11 protein-coding genes and 1 pseudogene are annotated in these 17,289 nt (G+C 62.5%); 4 read left to right on the top strand and 8 right to left on the bottom strand.

The genetic code is table 11. The features are described from left to right. Positions 1–38 precede the first annotated feature (38 nt). The 6 genes and pseudogenes from AC3EML_RS08615 to AC3EML_RS08590 all read right to left on the bottom strand — a co-directional run bounded on the left by AC3EML_RS08615 (position 39) and on the right by AC3EML_RS08590 (position 6,240). The gene (locus tag AC3EML_RS08615) at positions 39–1,028 is read right to left on the bottom strand and encodes a polyprenyl synthetase family protein (protein ID WP_352522091.1); all 990 of its coding nucleotides are present in this window, start codon (positions 1,026–1,028) and stop codon (positions 39–41) included. A gap of 147 nt (positions 1,029–1,175) precedes the next feature. Continuing rightward, a complete protein-coding gene (locus AC3EML_RS08610; RefSeq protein ID WP_352522090.1) occupies positions 1,176–2,519 on the bottom strand; it encodes a cytochrome P450 in 1,344 nt (447 codons plus the stop codon). Continuing rightward, positions 2,519–3,361: a glucose 1-dehydrogenase gene (locus tag AC3EML_RS08605; RefSeq protein ID WP_031239373.1), complete on the bottom strand. Its 843-nt coding sequence runs from the start codon at positions 3,359–3,361 to the stop codon at positions 2,519–2,521. The genes AC3EML_RS08610 and AC3EML_RS08605 overlap by 1 nt, the downstream gene beginning before the upstream one ends. Positions 3,362–3,529: 168 nt before the next feature. Further along, positions 3,530–3,655 (bottom strand): annotated as a pseudogene (locus tag AC3EML_RS08600) (ferredoxin); the annotation flags it as partial. A 1-nt stretch (position 3,656) separates the two neighbouring features. Then, a complete protein-coding gene (locus tag AC3EML_RS08595) occupies positions 3,657–4,946 on the bottom strand; it encodes a cytochrome P450 (protein ID WP_352522089.1) in 1,290 nt (429 codons plus the stop codon). A gap of 91 nt (positions 4,947–5,037) precedes the next feature. Beyond that, positions 5,038–6,240 (bottom strand): cytochrome P450, encoded by a 1,203-nt coding sequence (locus AC3EML_RS08590; RefSeq protein WP_023731269.1) that lies wholly within the window; start codon positions 6,238–6,240, stop codon positions 5,038–5,040. Between the two features lie 195 nt (positions 6,241–6,435). Between AC3EML_RS08590 and AC3EML_RS08585 the strand changes: the two genes are divergently transcribed. The 4 genes from AC3EML_RS08585 to AC3EML_RS08570 all read left to right on the top strand — a co-directional run bounded on the left by AC3EML_RS08585 (position 6,436) and on the right by AC3EML_RS08570 (position 11,202). Further along, on the top strand, positions 6,436–6,696 hold the full coding sequence (locus AC3EML_RS08585) for a hypothetical protein (RefSeq protein ID WP_023835170.1): 261 nt from the start codon (positions 6,436–6,438) through the stop codon (positions 6,694–6,696). 1,191 nt (positions 6,697–7,887) lie between these two features. Then, positions 7,888–8,421: a peroxiredoxin gene (locus tag AC3EML_RS08580; RefSeq protein ID WP_023698264.1), complete on the top strand. Its 534-nt coding sequence runs from the start codon at positions 7,888–7,890 to the stop codon at positions 8,419–8,421. A 69-nt stretch (positions 8,422–8,490) separates the two neighbouring features. Beyond that, on the top strand, positions 8,491–9,927 hold the full coding sequence (gene rpoN / locus AC3EML_RS08575) for an RNA polymerase factor sigma-54 (RefSeq protein WP_352522088.1): 1,437 nt from the start codon (positions 8,491–8,493) through the stop codon (positions 9,925–9,927). Between the two features lie 57 nt (positions 9,928–9,984). Next, positions 9,985–11,202, top strand: coding sequence for an MFS transporter (locus AC3EML_RS08570; RefSeq protein ID WP_352522087.1), 1,218 nt, complete (start codon positions 9,985–9,987; stop codon positions 11,200–11,202). Positions 11,203–12,542: 1,340 nt separating this feature from the next. Here AC3EML_RS08570 and AC3EML_RS08565 read toward each other — a convergent pair. Both AC3EML_RS08565 and AC3EML_RS08560 read right to left on the bottom strand, forming a co-directional pair. Continuing rightward, positions 12,543–16,013 carry an AAA family ATPase gene (locus tag AC3EML_RS08565; protein WP_352522086.1) on the bottom strand — a complete coding sequence of 1,157 codons (3,471 nt, stop codon included), beginning with the start codon at positions 16,011–16,013 and terminating at the stop codon, positions 12,543–12,545. Next, entirely contained in the window at positions 16,010–17,269 is a 1,260-nt protein-coding gene (locus tag AC3EML_RS08560) for a metallophosphoesterase family protein (RefSeq protein WP_352522085.1), read from the bottom strand. Before AC3EML_RS08560 ends, AC3EML_RS08565 begins: the two co-directional genes overlap by 4 nt. Positions 17,270–17,289 lie beyond the last annotated feature (20 nt).

The following is a 17,289-nucleotide window of genomic DNA, read 5'->3' as shown; positions in this document are numbered from 1 at the left end:
GCACCAGCACAGGGGCAAGTCCTTACGGATGGGCGCGCTCATGCGTGTGGCGCGGACAGATAGACGTTGGCCCGCTGCAGCATCTGCGCCAACCCTTCCGCACGCGGCCCCAGAGGGGCGATGGCCTCCCCGGCCTCGTGCAACAAGTACAGCGCGAACTGGCGCGCTGCCTGCAGCCCCATGATCGACGCGCAGGTCGGCTTCTGCGCGGCCGCGTCCTTGCCGGGGGTCTTGCCAAGAGTCGCGGTATCCGCCGTCGCGTCGAGAATGTCGTCGGCCACCTGCAACGCCAGGCCATAACAGGCGGTGTAGCGATCGAGCGCACAGTACAGTGCAGCGTGCGCGGCATCCTCCGCGATGGAGTATAGCGCGCCCATGCGAACCGACGCGCGCACTAGCGCTCCGGTTTTCATCCGGTGCATCGCCAGGATCCTGTCCAGCCCGGCGTGCTTTCCGACCAGCGACAGATCCATGGCCTGCCCGCCTGCGGCACCCTCGGCGGACACCGCCTGCGCCAGTTCGCGCACGAGCGCAATAAGATTGTCGCCCGGCGCATCCAGGCTCGCCAGCGTCAGGAAGGCGTGGGCCTGCAGCGCATCGCCGACCAGGATCGCAGTGGCTTCGCCGAACTTTACGTGCACGGTCGGAAGGCCGCGGCGAAGCACGTCGTCGTCCATCGCGGGCAGGTCGTCGTGGACCAGGGTACAGGCGTGCATCATCTCGATGGCGGCACCGACGTCGTCGAGCATGTGCGCCGGCGTGCCCGCCAGTGCGCCGGCAGCCAGACAGAGCAAGGCTCTGGTGCGCTTCCCGCCATGCAAGGTGGCGTAGCGCATGGCTGCCATCAGCTCTGTCTTACCGTCGTCTTCGGCGCAGAGCAGACGCGCCAGCGCCTGTTCGACCCGCTTTGCGCCGTCCTGCATCCAGAACTCCGGGAGCAGCCCGCCAGATGCGCCGCGCGCCTGCGCGCCCAATCCGCCGAATGCGGAAACGCCAGTTCGGTCGCGTGGAGTGGAACCGGTCTGCATGTTGTTGATGTCCTTGTAGCTGAGACGGCCACGGCGAGCGCAAGTCGTCACGGTGTTGCCGGCGTCACACGAGTGCGTGCGCTGAGTGCAGCAATGCCGCGCCCCGCCAGCGCCGCTGCCTTGCCACACAAGGCATGCGATGCCAGCTCATGAGAAGCCTATGCGGATTGCCATGGACGGATGTGCGGTCGGGTAATAGCGCCGGCCTTTTTCGACGTCGCTCAGCAACTGCGGCCGCACCCGGTCCTTGTGCATGGTCAGCGCCAAGGCGATGCAGAACTGCACCATTTCCAGCCATACCAGGTGGTAGCCGATGCAGACGTGTGGGCCGGTACCGAACTGCAGCATGTCCACGGGCCGGATCGGTTCTGTGCGTAGCAGCCACCGCGCCAGGCGGAACTGATCAGGCGCCTCGTGCAGCAGCGCCGAGGTCGAGAAATGCAGCAGCGGGATGCATAGGTGGGTGCCCGCGGGAATGCGCCGTTGGCCGAGTTGCAATTCCTGCAGCGCGCGACGCGGCAGGAGCGTGGTCGCCGGATGCAGGCGCAGTGTCTCGCGGAACAGCGCCTCGGCGACCGGACACTGCGCCAGGTCCGCGTGCCGGGTCGGCACCGCGCCCACGCGTTGCGCCTCCTCTACCAGGGCGTCCCACAGCACAGGCTGCCGCGCCAGCTCGATCACAATCCAGGCCATCGTCGAGGCAGTGGTGTCGTGACCGGCAAGCAGCAGCAAGCGAATATTGGCGATCAGGACGTCATCGGAGAGCGGACCGTCGCTGCGGTCGAAGGCGCTCACCATGTCGTTGATCAGCCCGGTGCGCGCGGCATGCGCGCGCGCATCGCGGACGAACTGGCGCAACTGCGCGTCGATCCAGTCGCGAGCGGCACGGCCGCGCCGCAAGGGCAGTCCGGGCAGGTCGACTGGTGGCGCGACGATCAACTGCAGCAATTGCCGGTACTTGCGATGCCATACCGGCAGATCCTGCGCGGGGATTCCCATGAGGCTGAAGATGAGCTTCAGCATCAGGTCGCCGGTCTCGCGCAGGATAGTTACCTCGCCGCGGGCGCGCCACGCCTGCACCCGCGCCTGGATGACCGGCGCGAACAGGTCGCCGATCCCGGCCTGGGTCAGCCCCTTGGGCAAGAACGCTGCCTTGATGGCATCGCGCGCCTGCCGGTGCGCGCCGCCGTCCAGGGCAACCAACGTTCCGCCAAGCAATTCGGGCGCGATCTCTTCGATCAGCGCCGAGGACACGTCCTTGTGCTTGAGCAGAGAGAATGCGTCCGGATCCACACAGGTCATCAGATGTCCGGCAGGGCCGAAATCCAGCCAGAAGTGGCTGCCCAGCGTCCGTTCTGCGCGTTGCAGCAGGCGCGGCAGGTCGCAGACAATGGCGGGAAGATGCCCGACCAGCGGGAAAGCGCCGGGCATGACCGGGATGTCGGATCGCAGCCGGTGCCGACGGTTGAGTGGGTTGAGCAGTATGTCCATCAGCAGCGCGCCGCCGTCGCCGATTCGGTGTCGTCGGCAGGGCGCGCGGCGCAGCTGTTGCCACCGTCCGCGTATGTCGGCACATGCGCCAGCATGCCGCCATCGATGCACACGACCTGGCCGGTGATGAACGCAGCATCGGCGGAGAGCAGGAACGCCACGAGCGCGGCCACGTCCTCGGGGCGGCCGACGCGCTGCAGGAGCTGGTGCCGGCGCAGATGCCGTTGCATGCACTCGTCCAGCTTGGCGAGGAGACGCTCGGTCATGATAAGACCCGGCGCAACCGCGTTGCAGCGAATCTGCGCATGACCGTACTGGGTGGCGAGCGAAGCCGAGAGCATGTTCATCGCCGCCTTCGACGCGCCATAGGACGTCTGCGCCGTGTCACCGCTGAGCCCTTGGCACGACGACATGTTGACGATCGCGCCACCGCCGCGGGCGATCATCCGTGGGATGGCCTGCCGGCAGCAGAGCAGCGTGCCGCGCAGATTGGTCGCCATGGTCTGGTCCCAGACTGCCAGGTCCAGGTCGAGGATCGCGCAGTCGCGCGGGGTCAGATGCATGGCGCTCGCATTGTTAACCAGCAGGTCGACCCCACCGAAGTGCCGCTCCGCCGTCTCGAACAGCGCTGCCACCGCCTGCTCATCGGCGATATCCATGGCTATGGGCAGCGCGTGGCCTGCTTCGGCCGCGATCTGCGCGGTGCAGGCGATGGCCGCCGAGCCATCAATGTCGGCCACCACCACTCTGCCGCCCCCGCGCGCGATGGCGAGAGCGCATGCCTTGCCGATGCCGGCGCCGGCGCCGGTCACCACGGCCACCTTGCCTTCAAACCTTGCCATCGTGTCTCCTGAATTGCATTGGTCTTTCGCAGCATGCCGCTCGGCCTGCGCCGGAGAAGGCGCAGGGTCGGCACTGGCGCTCTCGTCATGGCTAGCGTCGCTTTCGATGACCCGAATGGCGGCGACCGGGCACTGGTTGGCCGCAAGCCGCACGGCGGCGTGCAGCGCCTGCGGGACCGTCGCCACGCACACTTCGGCCACCCCGTCCGGTTCGCGCTGGCGAAAGGCGCCCGGCAGCGTCAGCACGCACTGCCCGGTAGTTCCGCACAGATCCTGATCGACCACGACCCGCATCTCAGCCCTCCTGCCGATGCAGCCGCACCGGCAGCGCGCGGAACGTCCTAAGGAACGCGGAGGGCTCCCGGGTCGGCTGCTCGGCCAATGCCAGCGTGGGGAAGCGCGCCTGGATCCGCGGCAGGCTCTCGGCCAACTGCACCCGGGCCAGTTGCGCACCAAGGCAGAAGTGGATGCCGTGGCCGAAGGTGAGCATGATCTTCCCGTCGATCGACATGCCAGGACTGGTGCCGCAGAACCGCACGGGATCGAAGCTCTCGGGATCGGCGAAGGCGTCCGGGTCGCGATTGCCGGCCGCGATCAGAACGCGCACGTCCGCGTTCTTCGGGATCACCACGCCGCCCAGTTCGATGTCGCGCTGGGCGATACGCGGAATGGAGCTGAACATGGCGGGCGCGTCGTAGCGCAGGGCTTCTTCGACGAATGCCTTTACTCCCATGGCATCACCTTTCAGCCAGTGCCGCTGTTCGGGATACGCCAGCATCGCCAGGACAGCATGGCCGATGGCCGCGGCAGTGGTGGCGAAGCCGCCCAGCAACATGCCCCAGAGCATGCTGATCAATTCCGTATCCGACAGCATCTCGGCATCGCCGTCGTGTGCGCCGACCAGCATTGACACGATGTCGTGGCTGGAATCGGAGCGCTTGCGCTGTATGAGGTCGCCGAAGTAGGCCTGCACCCTAGCGCTGGCCTCGTCCCCCGCGGCGAGCTGCGGATCGCTGGCGTGCGGGCTCAGGCCTTCCAGAATGGCGCTGATGCCGGTGACGAGCGCGAGAATGTCGCCCGGGGGCATGCCGAACAGTTCGCCGAAAACCAGCATGGGCAAGGCCAGCGCGAATTCCTGATGCAGGTCCACTGCCTCCCCGCGCTCCAGTGCGGGCGCCATGCCGTCCAGGCGCGCTGCGACAATGCGAGCGATGGTCGGCCTCAGCTTGTCGATCTGGCCGATGGTGAAATCGCGCGAGATCAGCCGGCGCAGACGCGTATGCGTTGGAGGTTCCTTCATCGCCAAAGTGGACGCCAGCAGACTTAGCGACAGGCTGGTCGCCGCACGCGGGAAATAGCGCGCCAGTTCGCCTGGTGCCGGCCCCCGAAAAGCATCGCCCGTGGCCTTGAGCGCCCAGTAGATGTCGGCGTGGCGGCTCAACAGAAAGAGGCCCGACGCCGCGCGATGTACCGGATCGTGCTCGCGCAACCACCGCATGAATGGGTACGGGTCCTGAATGCACGCTGGCGACGCCAGTTCGGCGAAGGCGTCCCGGCATGCTGCCGTGGTTTCTTGCACGTCCATCTTGGTCACCTGTTGGTTGGCTGATCTGATCGGCGCGCGGCAGTCGCGCGGGCAATTCGAGGACATCGCGATTCCTCGTGGCGTCCGCGCATCACCAGAGCACCGGGAACTCCACGAACCCGCCAGTGATGATCTCCTTGCGCAACTCCAGTTCTTCGGGCGCCACCGCCAGGCGCAGCGCGGGAAAGCGCTGGAAGATCGAACCGAACACCGCTTTGAGTTCCAGCCTGGCCAGCGCCAAGCCGATGCAGCTGTGCGGCCCGTAGGAGAACGCCAGGTGCGGGTTTTCGTCACGTCCGACATCGAAGATTTCCGGGTCGTCGAAATGGCGCGGATCGAAGGACGTCGCCGGCAAGCCGACCAACACCTTGCTCTCCGCGGAAACATGCACGCCCGCGATGGTCACGTCGGTCCTGGGATAGCGCATGATGCCGTCCCAGCCCGCGCCCGGCGGGTACATGCGCAGGATTTCCTCCACCGCCTTGTCCACTAGGGATGGATCGCCCACCAGGCGTGCGCGCTGTTGCGGATGGCGGAACATGGCCAGCAGGCCGAATTCGATCTGTGCCACGGTGCTCTCGTGCCCCGCCACCAGCATGCCCGCCGCCAGGCCGATCGCCTCTTCCTCGGTCGCCTTGCCCTGGTCGACCGCCGCGAGCAGATCCGTCAGCACGTTGTCGCCCGGATCCTGGCGCTTGTCCCGCATCTTGCCGCGAATGTAGGTGCCGAGTTCTTCCCAGGCCAAGCGCGACGCGCTTCGCGGGCCGCTTTCATGCTGGTGCGTCATCACCTCGTCGGACAGCCCGGCGAAAAAGGCGTGATCCTCGTAGAGCACGCCCATCAGCGCGCCAATGACCATGGCAGGAAGCGGAAAGGAGAGGTGGCGCCGCAGATCGGCGGGCTGGGGCTGGGCCGCCAGCGTCTCGAACAACTGCGCGACGATCGCCTCCACTTGCTGAGCGAGCTGCTTCACCCTGCCGTTGCTGAAGGACGGCGCCACGATCGTGCGTAACCGCGTATGCTCGCCCCCCTCGTGCGAGACCAGCCATCCTGGCGAACCGAGAATCACCGAATCCGGGGTGAATGCCGCCGGCGGCATTCCCGCGGGCCGGAACGCCGCGTCGGTCAACACCGCCTTGGCCTCGTCATAGCCTGTCACCCACCAGCCTTCGTGCCCGGACGGGAAGCGCACGCGGTGGATCGGACCGTTGGCGCGTAGCGCCAACATCTCGGGGGATGGCTCAATGTGATCGACGCGCCACATCGGCAGCGTCGGCAAGGGTTGTTCGGACATGGTGGCACTTCACTCTATAGCGAGGGCGGAAGGTGACCGGCGGGCGCTGCGGCAGCGAAGACCTAAGACGGCATATAGATGACGTCGTCCGAAGGCAGACCGATTATCAAGAACGGCTGGCGCGTAACTGTCTAGGCACATCGCGCGGCGATATGCAGAACGTTATCCTGCACCTTCGAGGTCAGGATAAGGTCGGTGTGGTGGGCCTTTGAGCCGCCGCCAGCCAAGATTTCCTGCGCAAGGGTCGACAAGAGCGGCGAGCTGTTGGGTAAGGGCGGTTTCGCCGAGGACCCCATGCCCATAGACGCTATCCGACGCGGATTTGACATTTTGCTTTTCTTTCTTCGTTCCATTCGTGCCATCCACGAAATGAAAGTCGGTCGGCGGCTCCCGGCCCGCAACGAAGCGGCTTCAAAACTCGTGCCAATTTGGCCAACCGAAGAAAAAAATCTGTGATGCTTTTAGGGGCTTAGCCTGAGGCCAGAGAAGAGCTAGGCGAAATAGGCCGGTGTCGCGGGCCAACAAAGGCGACGGAACAGTGTCGGACAGAACGCCTCGGCGACCTTTAGGTCGGGCTTGCGACATTCTGGTCCAGTTTCGAACATAAGAGGCGGCGAACAGACACGATTGGGGAATTCGATCCTCACGGGGCCAAGGCGCTTGCCCAAGAGCCCCCGCTCATGGTCGCTGCGACAGGCGCATGTTCGCGATAGCCGTGCCTGCGCACCAATGAACGCTAGCGCCACACGTTACGCAATGACTGGAGTGCCCTCCAGGCTCAGGTAATGCATCGGCTCGGCTTCCGGTTCGTCTTTGCCCAGCCGGGGCTGAAGCGCCGAATATCCGCACCATACAGCATCGTTGTTGCCTGTGTGACGAGGCGGTTATAGCGCGCGCCCGATCTTCTAAGACACGGCCTCCGAGAAGGAGGGGCGGTCCAACAGCCCCTCTATTCCAAATGGCACGCCGCTTGCTGCTCCTGGTTAGAGCACCATCAAATCACGATGAAAGCGACTTGCACCATGCCCGACACGCGAAGCTCCAGACCGTGGCCTGAGGAGACGGTGCCCCTTGCAGCTGAACATCGGGGCATCGTCTCCTCCGGAAGTCCGTTCTGGATGGCCGCTTTGCGCATGGCTGGTCCGATGCCGGCACGCCAACACGGGCAGCGCGCGCAAATGCGGTTTGCCGGTTCTGTTCAGCATGTGAGTGCCGAAAAGCCTTGTCAAAGGGTCACCCAAGCCAAGGCCGGCGGGTCACTGCCACATATCCACAACACGCTGAACCAGTCCAGTGACTCGGAGTCCTGTGACGCGGGTGTGTTGCATGAAGACATTTCAGGCCCCCATATGCTTGCGATATTGGCTCCTTCCGGCCGCTATCCTTTTTCGAAACGCAAGATCGCTAGTGACCGATCCCGCTTCCGGCGCCATAGCCGTGGAAAGCAACCGGCTCGACGGTGTCCAGATCGCACAGATCAATTGCGTTCGGGTGGCCAAGACACCGCCAAGACGTTCCCATTGTCGGGAGGGAAAAAGGAGGTTGCGAGCCGCGAGGCCCTCATTCCGTGCCGGGCATACGAGCCTTTGCCCGGTATTGCGCCAGCCTCTGCCAGAATTCAGCGCAGTCTTCTTTAGGAGCAACTTAATGACAGTTCAAAAGAAAGTTCCCTTCGTCACCTTTCTCACGCGTGTTCACGATAAGTCGGTCGAGGGGCCAAATCCATATCGCTGGGAAGAAAAGACATCTGACGACTACTTTGCCGGCAAGCGCGTCATCCTGTTCTCGCTGCCTGGCGCCTTCACGCCGACCTGCTCGACCTACCAATTGCCCAAGTTCGAAGAGCTCTATGATGAGTTTGAGAAGGAGGGAATTGACGCGATTTACTGCCTCTCAGTCAACGACGCCTTCGTCATGAATGCGTGGGGGAAGTCCTTGGGCCTGAAGCAGGTCGAGCTCATCCCCGATGGCTCAGGCGAGTTCACACGCAAGATGGGCATGCTGGTTGCCAAGGACAATCTCGGATTCGGGATGCGCTCATGGCGTTACGCCGCCCTGATCAACAATGGCGTGGTGGAGCACTGGTTCGAGGAGGAAGGTTTCTCCGACAACTGCGAGGCCGACCCGTATGGCGTCTCATCCCCGCAAAACGTTCTCGAAACGCTGAAAGCCGCCGCATGACCTAGAAAACGTCTCACTGGCGCCATTGCAGGCCCCAAGAGGCTCCTCGACAGGATTATCGCACTCACCATGCAATCTTCAGCAAGCCTGTTTCAGCGCCAGAAGCAATCCATCGTCGCATCGCCTCAACTCATTGAGTCGATTCGCTTGCTGCAACTGGCGCATACCGAACTGCATCAGTTCGTGGAGCGGGAAATCGAGAAGAACCCGCTCTTGGAATCTGCGTCAAACGATGGCGGGCCTTTTGACGATGCTTCGATTTCGGGAGCGGATCAGCCCCTCGGCCCTGGTGCAAACGCCGTTGAAGGGCTGACCGGGGCAGGGTCGCCTGAACGGCTCGGGCAATGGAAATCACTTCGCAACACGACCAACAACCCGCCGGGCAATGCCCCTTCCCTCGACGAGTTTGCCACCCTCGCCGAAACATTGCACGACCATGTCGCTCGTCAGATCGCCCTCACTGCGTTCACACCACAGGAGCGGCTGATCGCTGGCCAGCTTGCCGCCGATCTGGAAGACACTGGCTATCTTCGGGCAAACCTTTTGGAGCTGGCCGAGAGCCTAAATGTCCATGAGGCTGTTGTGGAACGGGTTCTCGGAACCTTGCAGCAATTTGATCCACCGGGAGTTTTTGCGCGAAGTCTCAGAGAATGCCTCGAGATTCAGTTGCGCCAGCGAAACCGGCTCGACCCGGCAATGGCAGCTTTGGTTGCCCATCTTGAAATGCTTGCGCGACGCGATTTTGAGGCGCTGAAGCAGCATTGCGGCGTCGATGAAGAAGACCTTCTCGACATGATGCATGAGGTTCGTGCGCTCGATCCAAAGCCTGGGAACAGATTCGAATCCGGTGCGTCTGAATCAATCATACCCGACGTCTGGGTCACGCCCTCGCCGCAAGGCGGGTGGCAGATCGAACTTGATCCCGCCACGCTGCCGAAGCTGCTGATCAACCAAACCTACTATGCCGAAGTCACGCGTCAAACTGCCCAAAATTCGAAAGATAAAGCATTTCTCGACGAATGCTTGCAAAACGCGAACTGGCTAATCCGCAGCCTCGATCAGCGCGCCAAGACGATTGTTAAGGTTGCGGCTGAAATCGTGCGTCAGCAGGATGCCTTTTTGGAACATGGCGTCGCCCACCTGCGGCCTCTCAATCTCAGAACCGTCGCTGACGCGATCGGCGTGCACGAGTCGACGGTAAGCCGGGTGACCTCGAACAAGTACATGCTTACCCCGCGCGGCGTCTTTGAACTGAAGTATTTTTTCACCGTCGCGATCGCGTCCTGCCAAGGCGGCGATGCGCACTCCGCCGAAGCTGTCCGGCATCGGATCAAAGCGATCATTGCCGCAGAATCTCCCGGCGACGTGCTTTCCGACGAGGACATCGCTGTCCGGCTGAAGGAAACCGGCATTGATGTTGCGCGCCGCACCGTCACAAAGTATCGCGAAGCAATGAACATCCCCTCCTCCGTGCAACGCCGCCGGGAAATGCGCTTGTGTTTTTAGATTTGGGTCAAAGCAGCCAACATCACGTTGCATTGCATCAAAGTGGAGACTTCGTTCATGGCCCGATCCGCAGCAGGCGTCATGAACGCTGTTCTGCACGACCCAGAAAAACCCGTCCCACCGTCTGGTCCAGCATGGGGTGCCATCATTTCGCTTTCCTTGGGCACCTTCGGGCTGGTCACGGCAGAGTTTCTGCCTGTCAGCCTGCTCACGCCCCTCGCGCATGATCTCGGTATCAGCGAGGGAGCGGCTGGACAGGCGATGACGGCGACAGCTATCGTCGGGGCGATCTCGGCGCCGACGGTGGCCATCATCACAAAGCGCCTGGACCGCAGGACCGTCATGTGGACCATGACGCTGCTGCTGATCCTGTCGGACGTTCTGGCGGCCGGCGCGTGGTCGCTGGCGGTTCTCCTGACTGCACGCGTCGTGCTCGGCATAGCGCTCGGAGGATTCTGGTCGATGTCGGCAGCACTGGCGATGCGGCTCGTTCCAAGCCACCTCCTGCCTCGCGCTATGTCGATCATCCTCACCGGCGTTTCCGTAGCTACCGTCTGCGCAGCTCCAATCGGCGCTTATGTCGGCGATATCTGGGGATGGCGAAGCGCCTTCATGCTCGCCGCAGCCGGCGGCGTCGCTACACTGCTCGTGCAGCTCATGACCATTCCGAGAATGCCTCCGATTGGAGTGACTAGCGTCCGCAGCCTGCTGGATATGGCAAAGATTCCGATGGTCAAGGTTGCGCTTTTTGTCATCCTGCTGGTCGCTTCCGGCCACTTCGCCGGAATCACCTATATCCGCGCCTTCCTCGAAAAGATTCCCGCGCTTGACGTTGAGACGATCTCGCTTGTGTTGCTTGCTTTTGGCATCGGCGGATTCTTCGGCAATTTGGCCGGCGGGCTTCTGGCCGAGTACAGTCTCAAGGCAGTCGCGGCCCTTGCACCGCTGCTCATAGGGATAGCGGCTGTTTCGCTACTGACGGCGGGAGCATCGGCCTTCGCCTCGGGGATTGCGGTTGGCGCGTGGGGCTTTGCCTTCGGCGCGGTGCCGGTGGGATTACAGACGTGGATGGTGCGGCGGGCCGTTCCCGAGCAGGCCGAAAGCGCCGGTGTGCTGATGGTCGTAGCATTCCAAGTGGCAATCGCAGCCGGCGCGATTTTCGGCGGGCTATTGGTGGAGAATGCGGGGATCGCCAGCGCCATTGCCTACAGTGCTGTTGCCACGTTCGTCGCTGCCCTCATAGTTTTCCTGCTCGGCCCGAAGCGCGGAACCTAGACCGCCTGACAGGAGAGATCTCAGCAGCGCAGCGGGACGAGAGGTCCAATCGCATGCACGGCGCGGCGCGATCCTCCGCTTGCATGGACCCGCGGAAGCGCTTCGCCGGCTTCACCTCCGAGCATGGCGACGGACACCGGCATCTGCCGCACCGTTAAAGGCCACGCACAGCGACCTTAGAGGCTCGCGCGGAAGAAAACGACTTCGTCACAGCTCTGCGCGCCGGCGAGTAAGGACTGATTGCACGATTGCCAAGCATGAGGGACCATTACTACCGACTTGAGCATCGTTTGGAGGACTGCGATATCCCCACATGAGAGATGGGTCGGCACCGAAAGCAGCAATGCGGATCCATCGACCCTGAGCTTTAGCCTCCGACGTTCGGCGCTTGCTTGCCAATCAACCAGCGCCGTCGGGCCAGCGGATCTCGTTTCCTTCGGTTCCAATGGGCCAGGCCAGGCCAAAGCCGTTGACAAACGGCAGACTTAGATCGTTCTTGCTCGTCACCTTCGCACCGACGAGAATTACCTGTCAGCCAGTCCACCGCTGATGCTGGCGGTAGTCGAGCAACTGGCCGATCACGGCGCGAATCGCGAAGCGCATCGTAGCCGCATCAGCAGGCTTGATCTCGACCATCACTTCGGGATTGCGTCAACCGCAACCGAAGGTCGTCGCGAAAACAAGCGGGAAGATCTGTCATGCTGAGGATGGACATTGATCTCGTACTTCCGCACATACCGTTTGTAGACGTCGGACGCTGCCGCTCCAGCCGGTCGGCCACGACTTCGATCATGAACGGCCGATGCCCCGACGGGAGCGACTGGCTCGCTTTCGATAATGCCTTTACTCTCTTGACGAATGCTCTGGCGGATCGATCTGTCGTATCGTTCGCACCACCAGCTTGCCTGGCCACTCCACCCTTTGACACGGTGCCTATCCCTCCGGGGCAGCACGAATGCATTTTCGGCGAGCGTCCTAGCCCTGAACGACCTGATCTTATCCTTGTAGTGCTGGGCGGGTTACGCCCCTTGAACTGAACCCATATTCTGGGCGCGCCTGCCGATCCAATTCGCCCTTAATCGTCTCGAACCGCTGTAAACGTACCCGTCATTGGCTGCAACAAAGTTGCATTCTTCGGCGCAATAACCCTGCTTACTCGAAATGCCCCGCCACCGAGAGGCGGGCATCCGCGCTCCGCCCGGCGTAGTCGTTCATCCACGCAACATTAAGCAAAATAGGCATTTCTCAGCCTCTAGGGACGTCATGACGGATTCGATCGAAGGTTCCTATGTCAGACGAGTTGGTTAGTTGAACCGTTTTGACGCGAATTCTAATCGAGCCTAATCCAGCTGGTGAATGGTAGATTGTGGCACAACAGCCTTGGCGATTTCACATAGGTGCTTGTGGTGCGTGAGATAGATGACCTGACCTGTGTTCGCCATCTCCCCAAACAATCTGAAAACCTCCTCCGAGCGAATATGGTCGAAGGTTTCCATGATGTCGTCGGCGATGAAGGGAACCGAAGGCCGGAATTGCGCAAACTCGTAATAACCGGCGAGTCTCAGGGCAAGGTACAACTGAAAGCGCGCGCCCTTTGAAAGCGCATCGGTGACCTTGGATTGCCCGTCACCCTGCACCGCGATGAGAACCTCACCACCTTTTACAGGCTGGGTTGTCAGCCCCGAATACTGGCCACGCGTCATTAGCTTGAACGCGTCTGATGCGCGCGCCATCATCCCGGAGCGGTGGCTCTCACGGTAGAGCCGCAAAGCATTTCCGGCCGACATAATGCCAAGCTTCAGTTCGATATAACGGGTGGCCTTCTCCTCGATTTCCAACAGGGTCGTGCGCCGTTCGGCATCCAGGCGTGCAACCGCACTATCACCGCCGATGGCGTCCAGCTTGTCGGCCGCGCGCGTCTGCCGGATCAGCTGTTGCTGGATGGTTTCATCGAACTGGCGAAGCCGCTGCTCGCCCTCAGCCTTCTCGACCGCGAGGCTGTCGAAATCGATCGCGTCCAGGATCGAGCGTGCCTGGTCGAATCCATCGACTGCGAGTTCCGCCACTACCCGTTCCTCAAGTTCGGCGACGGTAGTGCGCAAGCCGTCGCGCTCACGCAGCAGCTCGTCGCGTTCGACTACCTCGGACAGAGTGGCGACGCCAAAGACGCCCAGCACTTCATTCTTGCGGCGTTCGTGTGCCGAAATCTCGGTGTCGAGGATTTCGCGCGCCTCCTTGAGGCGCTTCAGCTCGTTGCCCAGGCTTGCCTTCGTTTCACGTGTCCGCTCGGCACGCTCCAGGCGCTCGGCAAGGCGGGTGGCCAACTGCTCCGGCTCGCCATCCTTCGTCGGCTCGTCGGCTTCGACCGCGACGGCGATGACCTCGACCAGAAAATTGGCCCTGTCGGCCTCCATCTTGTCGATACGCAGCTGCAGATCCTCCCGTTCCTGCAGGCTTCTTGACAGTTCGGCCAATTGATCGAGCACAGCGCCAACGCCTGACGCGGACAGACCGCTTTCGAGCCACGTTCCCTTGAGCGCTTCGGTAATGCCGGCCAGCCATTCCTCCTCGCGACGCTCCGCCACCCCTACCGCAACCCGTCGGGCAGCTAGATCCTCTTCTTTGGAACTCACCATTCTGAGCGCCTCGGCATACTCGGCGTCCAGCTTGCGCTGCCGGTCCAGAAACAGCTCCGCGATGGCCATGACTGCTTCGAGGGTGTCGCCGGGCTCTGATACTATGCCGACGCTTTCCAGCGCCGCTCTCATTTCCAAGTGTATCTGCTCGCCGGCGTCAGCGGCTCGCTCGGCTTTCAAGCGAGCAAGTTCGATCTGCTCCCAGGCAGCGAGCGCATCGCTGCGCGCCTCGATCTGATCCTCGATCCTTTCGATCAGGCGCTCAGACGAAGGTTCCAGGGCTTCTCCGAGGAGCTCGCTGGCGGCCACACGGATTTCCAACAATTGGGTATCCGCATCCTTGACGAGCTGTTGGCTTTGGATGCCGTTTCGTGACAGGTTGGCCGTCGCCTCGGCCAGGGCACGCGGCATTGCCCGGATCTCGGCCAGATCCGCCGCGCCGGCCAGCCGGCCTGCGCTGGCAACGTCATCGCGCGTCAGTGCCACGGCGAAATCGTCAGCGGTGTCACCAGTCAACACTGCGCGGTGCCTTGCCCACGCATCATCGCGGAGACGGCGGATGGCGGCAGCCGCTTCATCGTCGACAACGTCAACCGAGGCTCGAAGGGCATCCAATCGTGCGGCGAGCATTGCATGGTGGCCCTCGTATTCGGCGAGGCGTTCGGCAAGTACCGCGGTGTTCCTTGCCAGTACTGACGCTACTGTCTTCCAGGCGGCAATCTGCCCGGCGCTCGGAACCGCAACGTTGGCGAGAGCGAGGGCATCTCCGTTCCATGGACGCAAGCGAGCCAGCGATGCCTTCCATCGGATTGTTCCCGCATCTCCCGCCTCGCGAGCCGTCTTGATCTCTGCCTTGTGTCCGCTTGCTCGCGCTTTCGACAAAGCCGAGCCCAGCCTTGCCCTGACGGGTTCGGGCACCGCCCTTTCCTCGCCGACCCGCTGCCTTGCCACCTGCAACGCATCGAGTGCTGCCGCCGCCTCGTCGCGGGCGGCGCGCGCGCCCGTAGCAATACCGGACCTCTGCTCGACCATAGCGCGAACGACGCCAACTGTGACGGCAGTCAGAAGCAGTGCGGCAGGATCCGGCTCGGAAGACCGGCCCAACGCGGCAAGGCAGCTTGCCACGGTGTTGTTGAGGATTTGCAGCCCCATCCTGCGAGTGGGCAAGTCAAAGCCAGCCGCGGTATGGCGCACCTTGCCCTCCGCCAGGCTGCGAATGCGTTCGGAAATCGACAGGATCCGTTCGTCCTCGTCGACCGCAGTGACTTTTGCCGACAGCCGCTCGACCTCATCGATGTTTGCGGACAGTCGCGTTCTGAGGCTGGCATCGTCATCGATCAGTTCGGTGACACTTCCCGTCCATGTCCGGGCTGGGGAGGTGATGTCCGGCAGCTGATCCAGCCGGGCAATCTTGCGGCGCATATCCGCCAGCATCGGCGCAGCACGTACGCAACGAGCAATGGTATCCAGCCTGGCCACCAGCACCGCCCGATCGCTGATGGTTCGGCCGTACTGCTGCGATGCATCGAGACGTTCGGCCTCCAGCCCCTCATAGGTCGATGCAAGTGTGTCGATAGCATCCCTGCGCGACTTCACGTCAACAAGGCGCTTCTTCAGCAGCGCCAGTTCGGTGCCATGCGCCTGCTTCCGATACAGCGCGTCTGCTTCGGCCTCGAGGGCGTTCAACGTATCGCTTGCGTTCCCAAGACCGGCGCTGGCCGTGAAGAGGAGCTTGCCGAGGTCGCCCCGCGACTCCAGGATCGATTTTCCGCCGGCTTCCAGCGTTTCGTCATCGAGTGAAAACATGGTCGTGTAAGCGTCACGCGACAGTCCGGCGAGATGCGCCGTGATCGCCACCTCGATCACCGATTGGCCCGTCGCGTTCAATAGCGAATTAGTACGCTGTTTCGTACGCGTGAACGTGTGCTCGGAGCCGGCCAGTTCCAGCACCCCACCGATGCGCATGGCGCTGTACTCATGCAGGAAGTTGTAGCGGCTCCGTTCCTCGATGCCGAACAGCAAATCTAGATAGGCGGAAAGCGCTGTCGATTTGCCGGCCTCATTCAGGCCAAACACGATATGCAGATCAGGTCCGGATTCCGGTTTGGGTCCGAAGTCGATCGTACCATCGGTGAACTTTCCATAGCGAATGAGGTCAAGGCGCTGCAGCCTCATGACGATCCACCGGACTTAAGGCGGGAAGTCACCAAGTCTGCGCCCTTGGAAAGCACCTGATCGAGGAACCGTTCCAGCCCGGCTTCGTCCTTCCCAGCAAAATCCCGTCCGTCGGCCGGAAGGTCGGCGACCATCCTTTGGACGAACGCCCTCGCCTCGGCGCGGAAGGCATCCGAGGTGGCATCGGCGCGCATGGATTGCTCGAGTTCGAAAATCGGATCAGCAGTATCCTCGGCCGTCTCCGCCCGAGGTGGCGCGAGGTCAAGCTCGAGCTTCTCCACCCACGTATGGCCCAGTTGTTCCGCAGCCTGTTCGGCTTCGGCAAGAAGGAGGTCCTTGTCGCGGATCAGCGCCCACATCAGTGGTGATGTTCCTGTTAGGCCAACGCGGGCCACAGCATGACGCGAGCGGACGGTGGCCCGCATCTCTTCGAGTGCGTAGCGAACACGCGCGACGGCTTCCGGCCACTCAACTGCTCCGGTAAGGTCGACGCTGACCCGCTCGAACTGCGCAACGCTGGTCAGCCTTTCCTCGACCTCCACCGAACGGTCGTCGCGCACCGTTACTAGGGAAACTGATTTCTCACTGGCCTCGTTAATGTCCCTCCCCTGCGGTATTCCCGGCATCACCACCGTGCTTGCGCCGGAATGGACTTGGCGAAGATGAATGTGGCCAAGCCCCCAATAGTCGAAACCGTGGGCGTGCAGGTCAGCGATGCTGCAGGGCGCGTAAACGTCGTGACCGGGCGATCCGGCCAGACTGGTATGCATGATGCCAATATTGACGGCTCCTTCGCGAGCAGCCGGATATTTGGGCAGCAGGCTGTCCGGCGCCTTAGGGTTCGCAAAGCTCAAACCATGGAAAACGACGTCCACACCGCCGGCTGTCTGCAATACCGACTGAGCACGACCGCCAAAAATGGTCACGGTGTCAGGAAACACCAGCTGTTTGGAAATCCGCGACAGGGCGTCATGATTGCCGCGGATCTTGAAAACCCTGATGCCGGCCTGGTGCAGGCGTGTCATCTGCGCTGCCAGGAACCGCGCCGTCTTCATCGAGGTTTGATCACCATCGTATAAGTCGCCGGCTATTACCAACGCATCCACGCGTTCCTCTAGGCAGAGATCCACTATCGAAACGAATGCCTGGCGGCTGGCGTCGCCCACGAGCCCGGCAAGATCGGGATTACGCATCGCGAGCGAACGCAGCGGCGAGTCGAGATGAATATCGGCCGTGTGTACGAATCGAAATGCCATTCGGCCTCCGCCAGCAAAAG

The organism is Mesorhizobium sp. P170090, assembly GCF_057786115.1.
This window is presented reverse-complemented; position numbering and strand designations above follow the sequence as displayed.

Bases quoted from the DNA above. Each gene is read 5' to 3' on its own strand.
- AC3EML_RS08590 (WP_023731269.1), bottom strand. From the start codon at position 6,240: ATGTCCGAACAACCCTTGCCGACGCTGCCGATGTGGCGCGTCGATCAC.
- AC3EML_RS08560 (WP_352522085.1), bottom strand. From the start codon at position 17,269: ATGGCATTTCGATTCGTACACACGGCCGATATTCATCTCGACTCGCCG.
- AC3EML_RS08580 (WP_023698264.1), top strand. From the start codon at position 7,888: ATGACAGTTCAAAAGAAAGTTCCCTTCGTCACCTTTCTCACGCGTGTT.
- AC3EML_RS08605 (WP_031239373.1), bottom strand. From the start codon at position 3,361: ATGGCAAGGTTTGAAGGCAAGGTGGCCGTGGTGACCGGCGCCGGCGCC.
- AC3EML_RS08595 (WP_352522089.1), bottom strand. From the start codon at position 4,946: ATGGACGTGCAAGAAACCACGGCAGCATGCCGGGACGCCTTCGCCGAA.
- AC3EML_RS08615 (WP_352522091.1), bottom strand. From the start codon at position 1,028: ATGCAGACCGGTTCCACTCCACGCGACCGAACTGGCGTTTCCGCATTC.
- AC3EML_RS08570 (WP_352522087.1), top strand. From the start codon at position 9,985: ATGGCCCGATCCGCAGCAGGCGTCATGAACGCTGTTCTGCACGACCCA.
- rpoN (WP_352522088.1), top strand. From the start codon at position 8,491: ATGCAATCTTCAGCAAGCCTGTTTCAGCGCCAGAAGCAATCCATCGTC.
- AC3EML_RS08610 (WP_352522090.1), bottom strand. From the start codon at position 2,519: ATGGACATACTGCTCAACCCACTCAACCGTCGGCACCGGCTGCGATCC.
- AC3EML_RS08565 (WP_352522086.1), bottom strand. From the start codon at position 16,013: ATGAGGCTGCAGCGCCTTGACCTCATTCGCTATGGAAAGTTCACCGAT.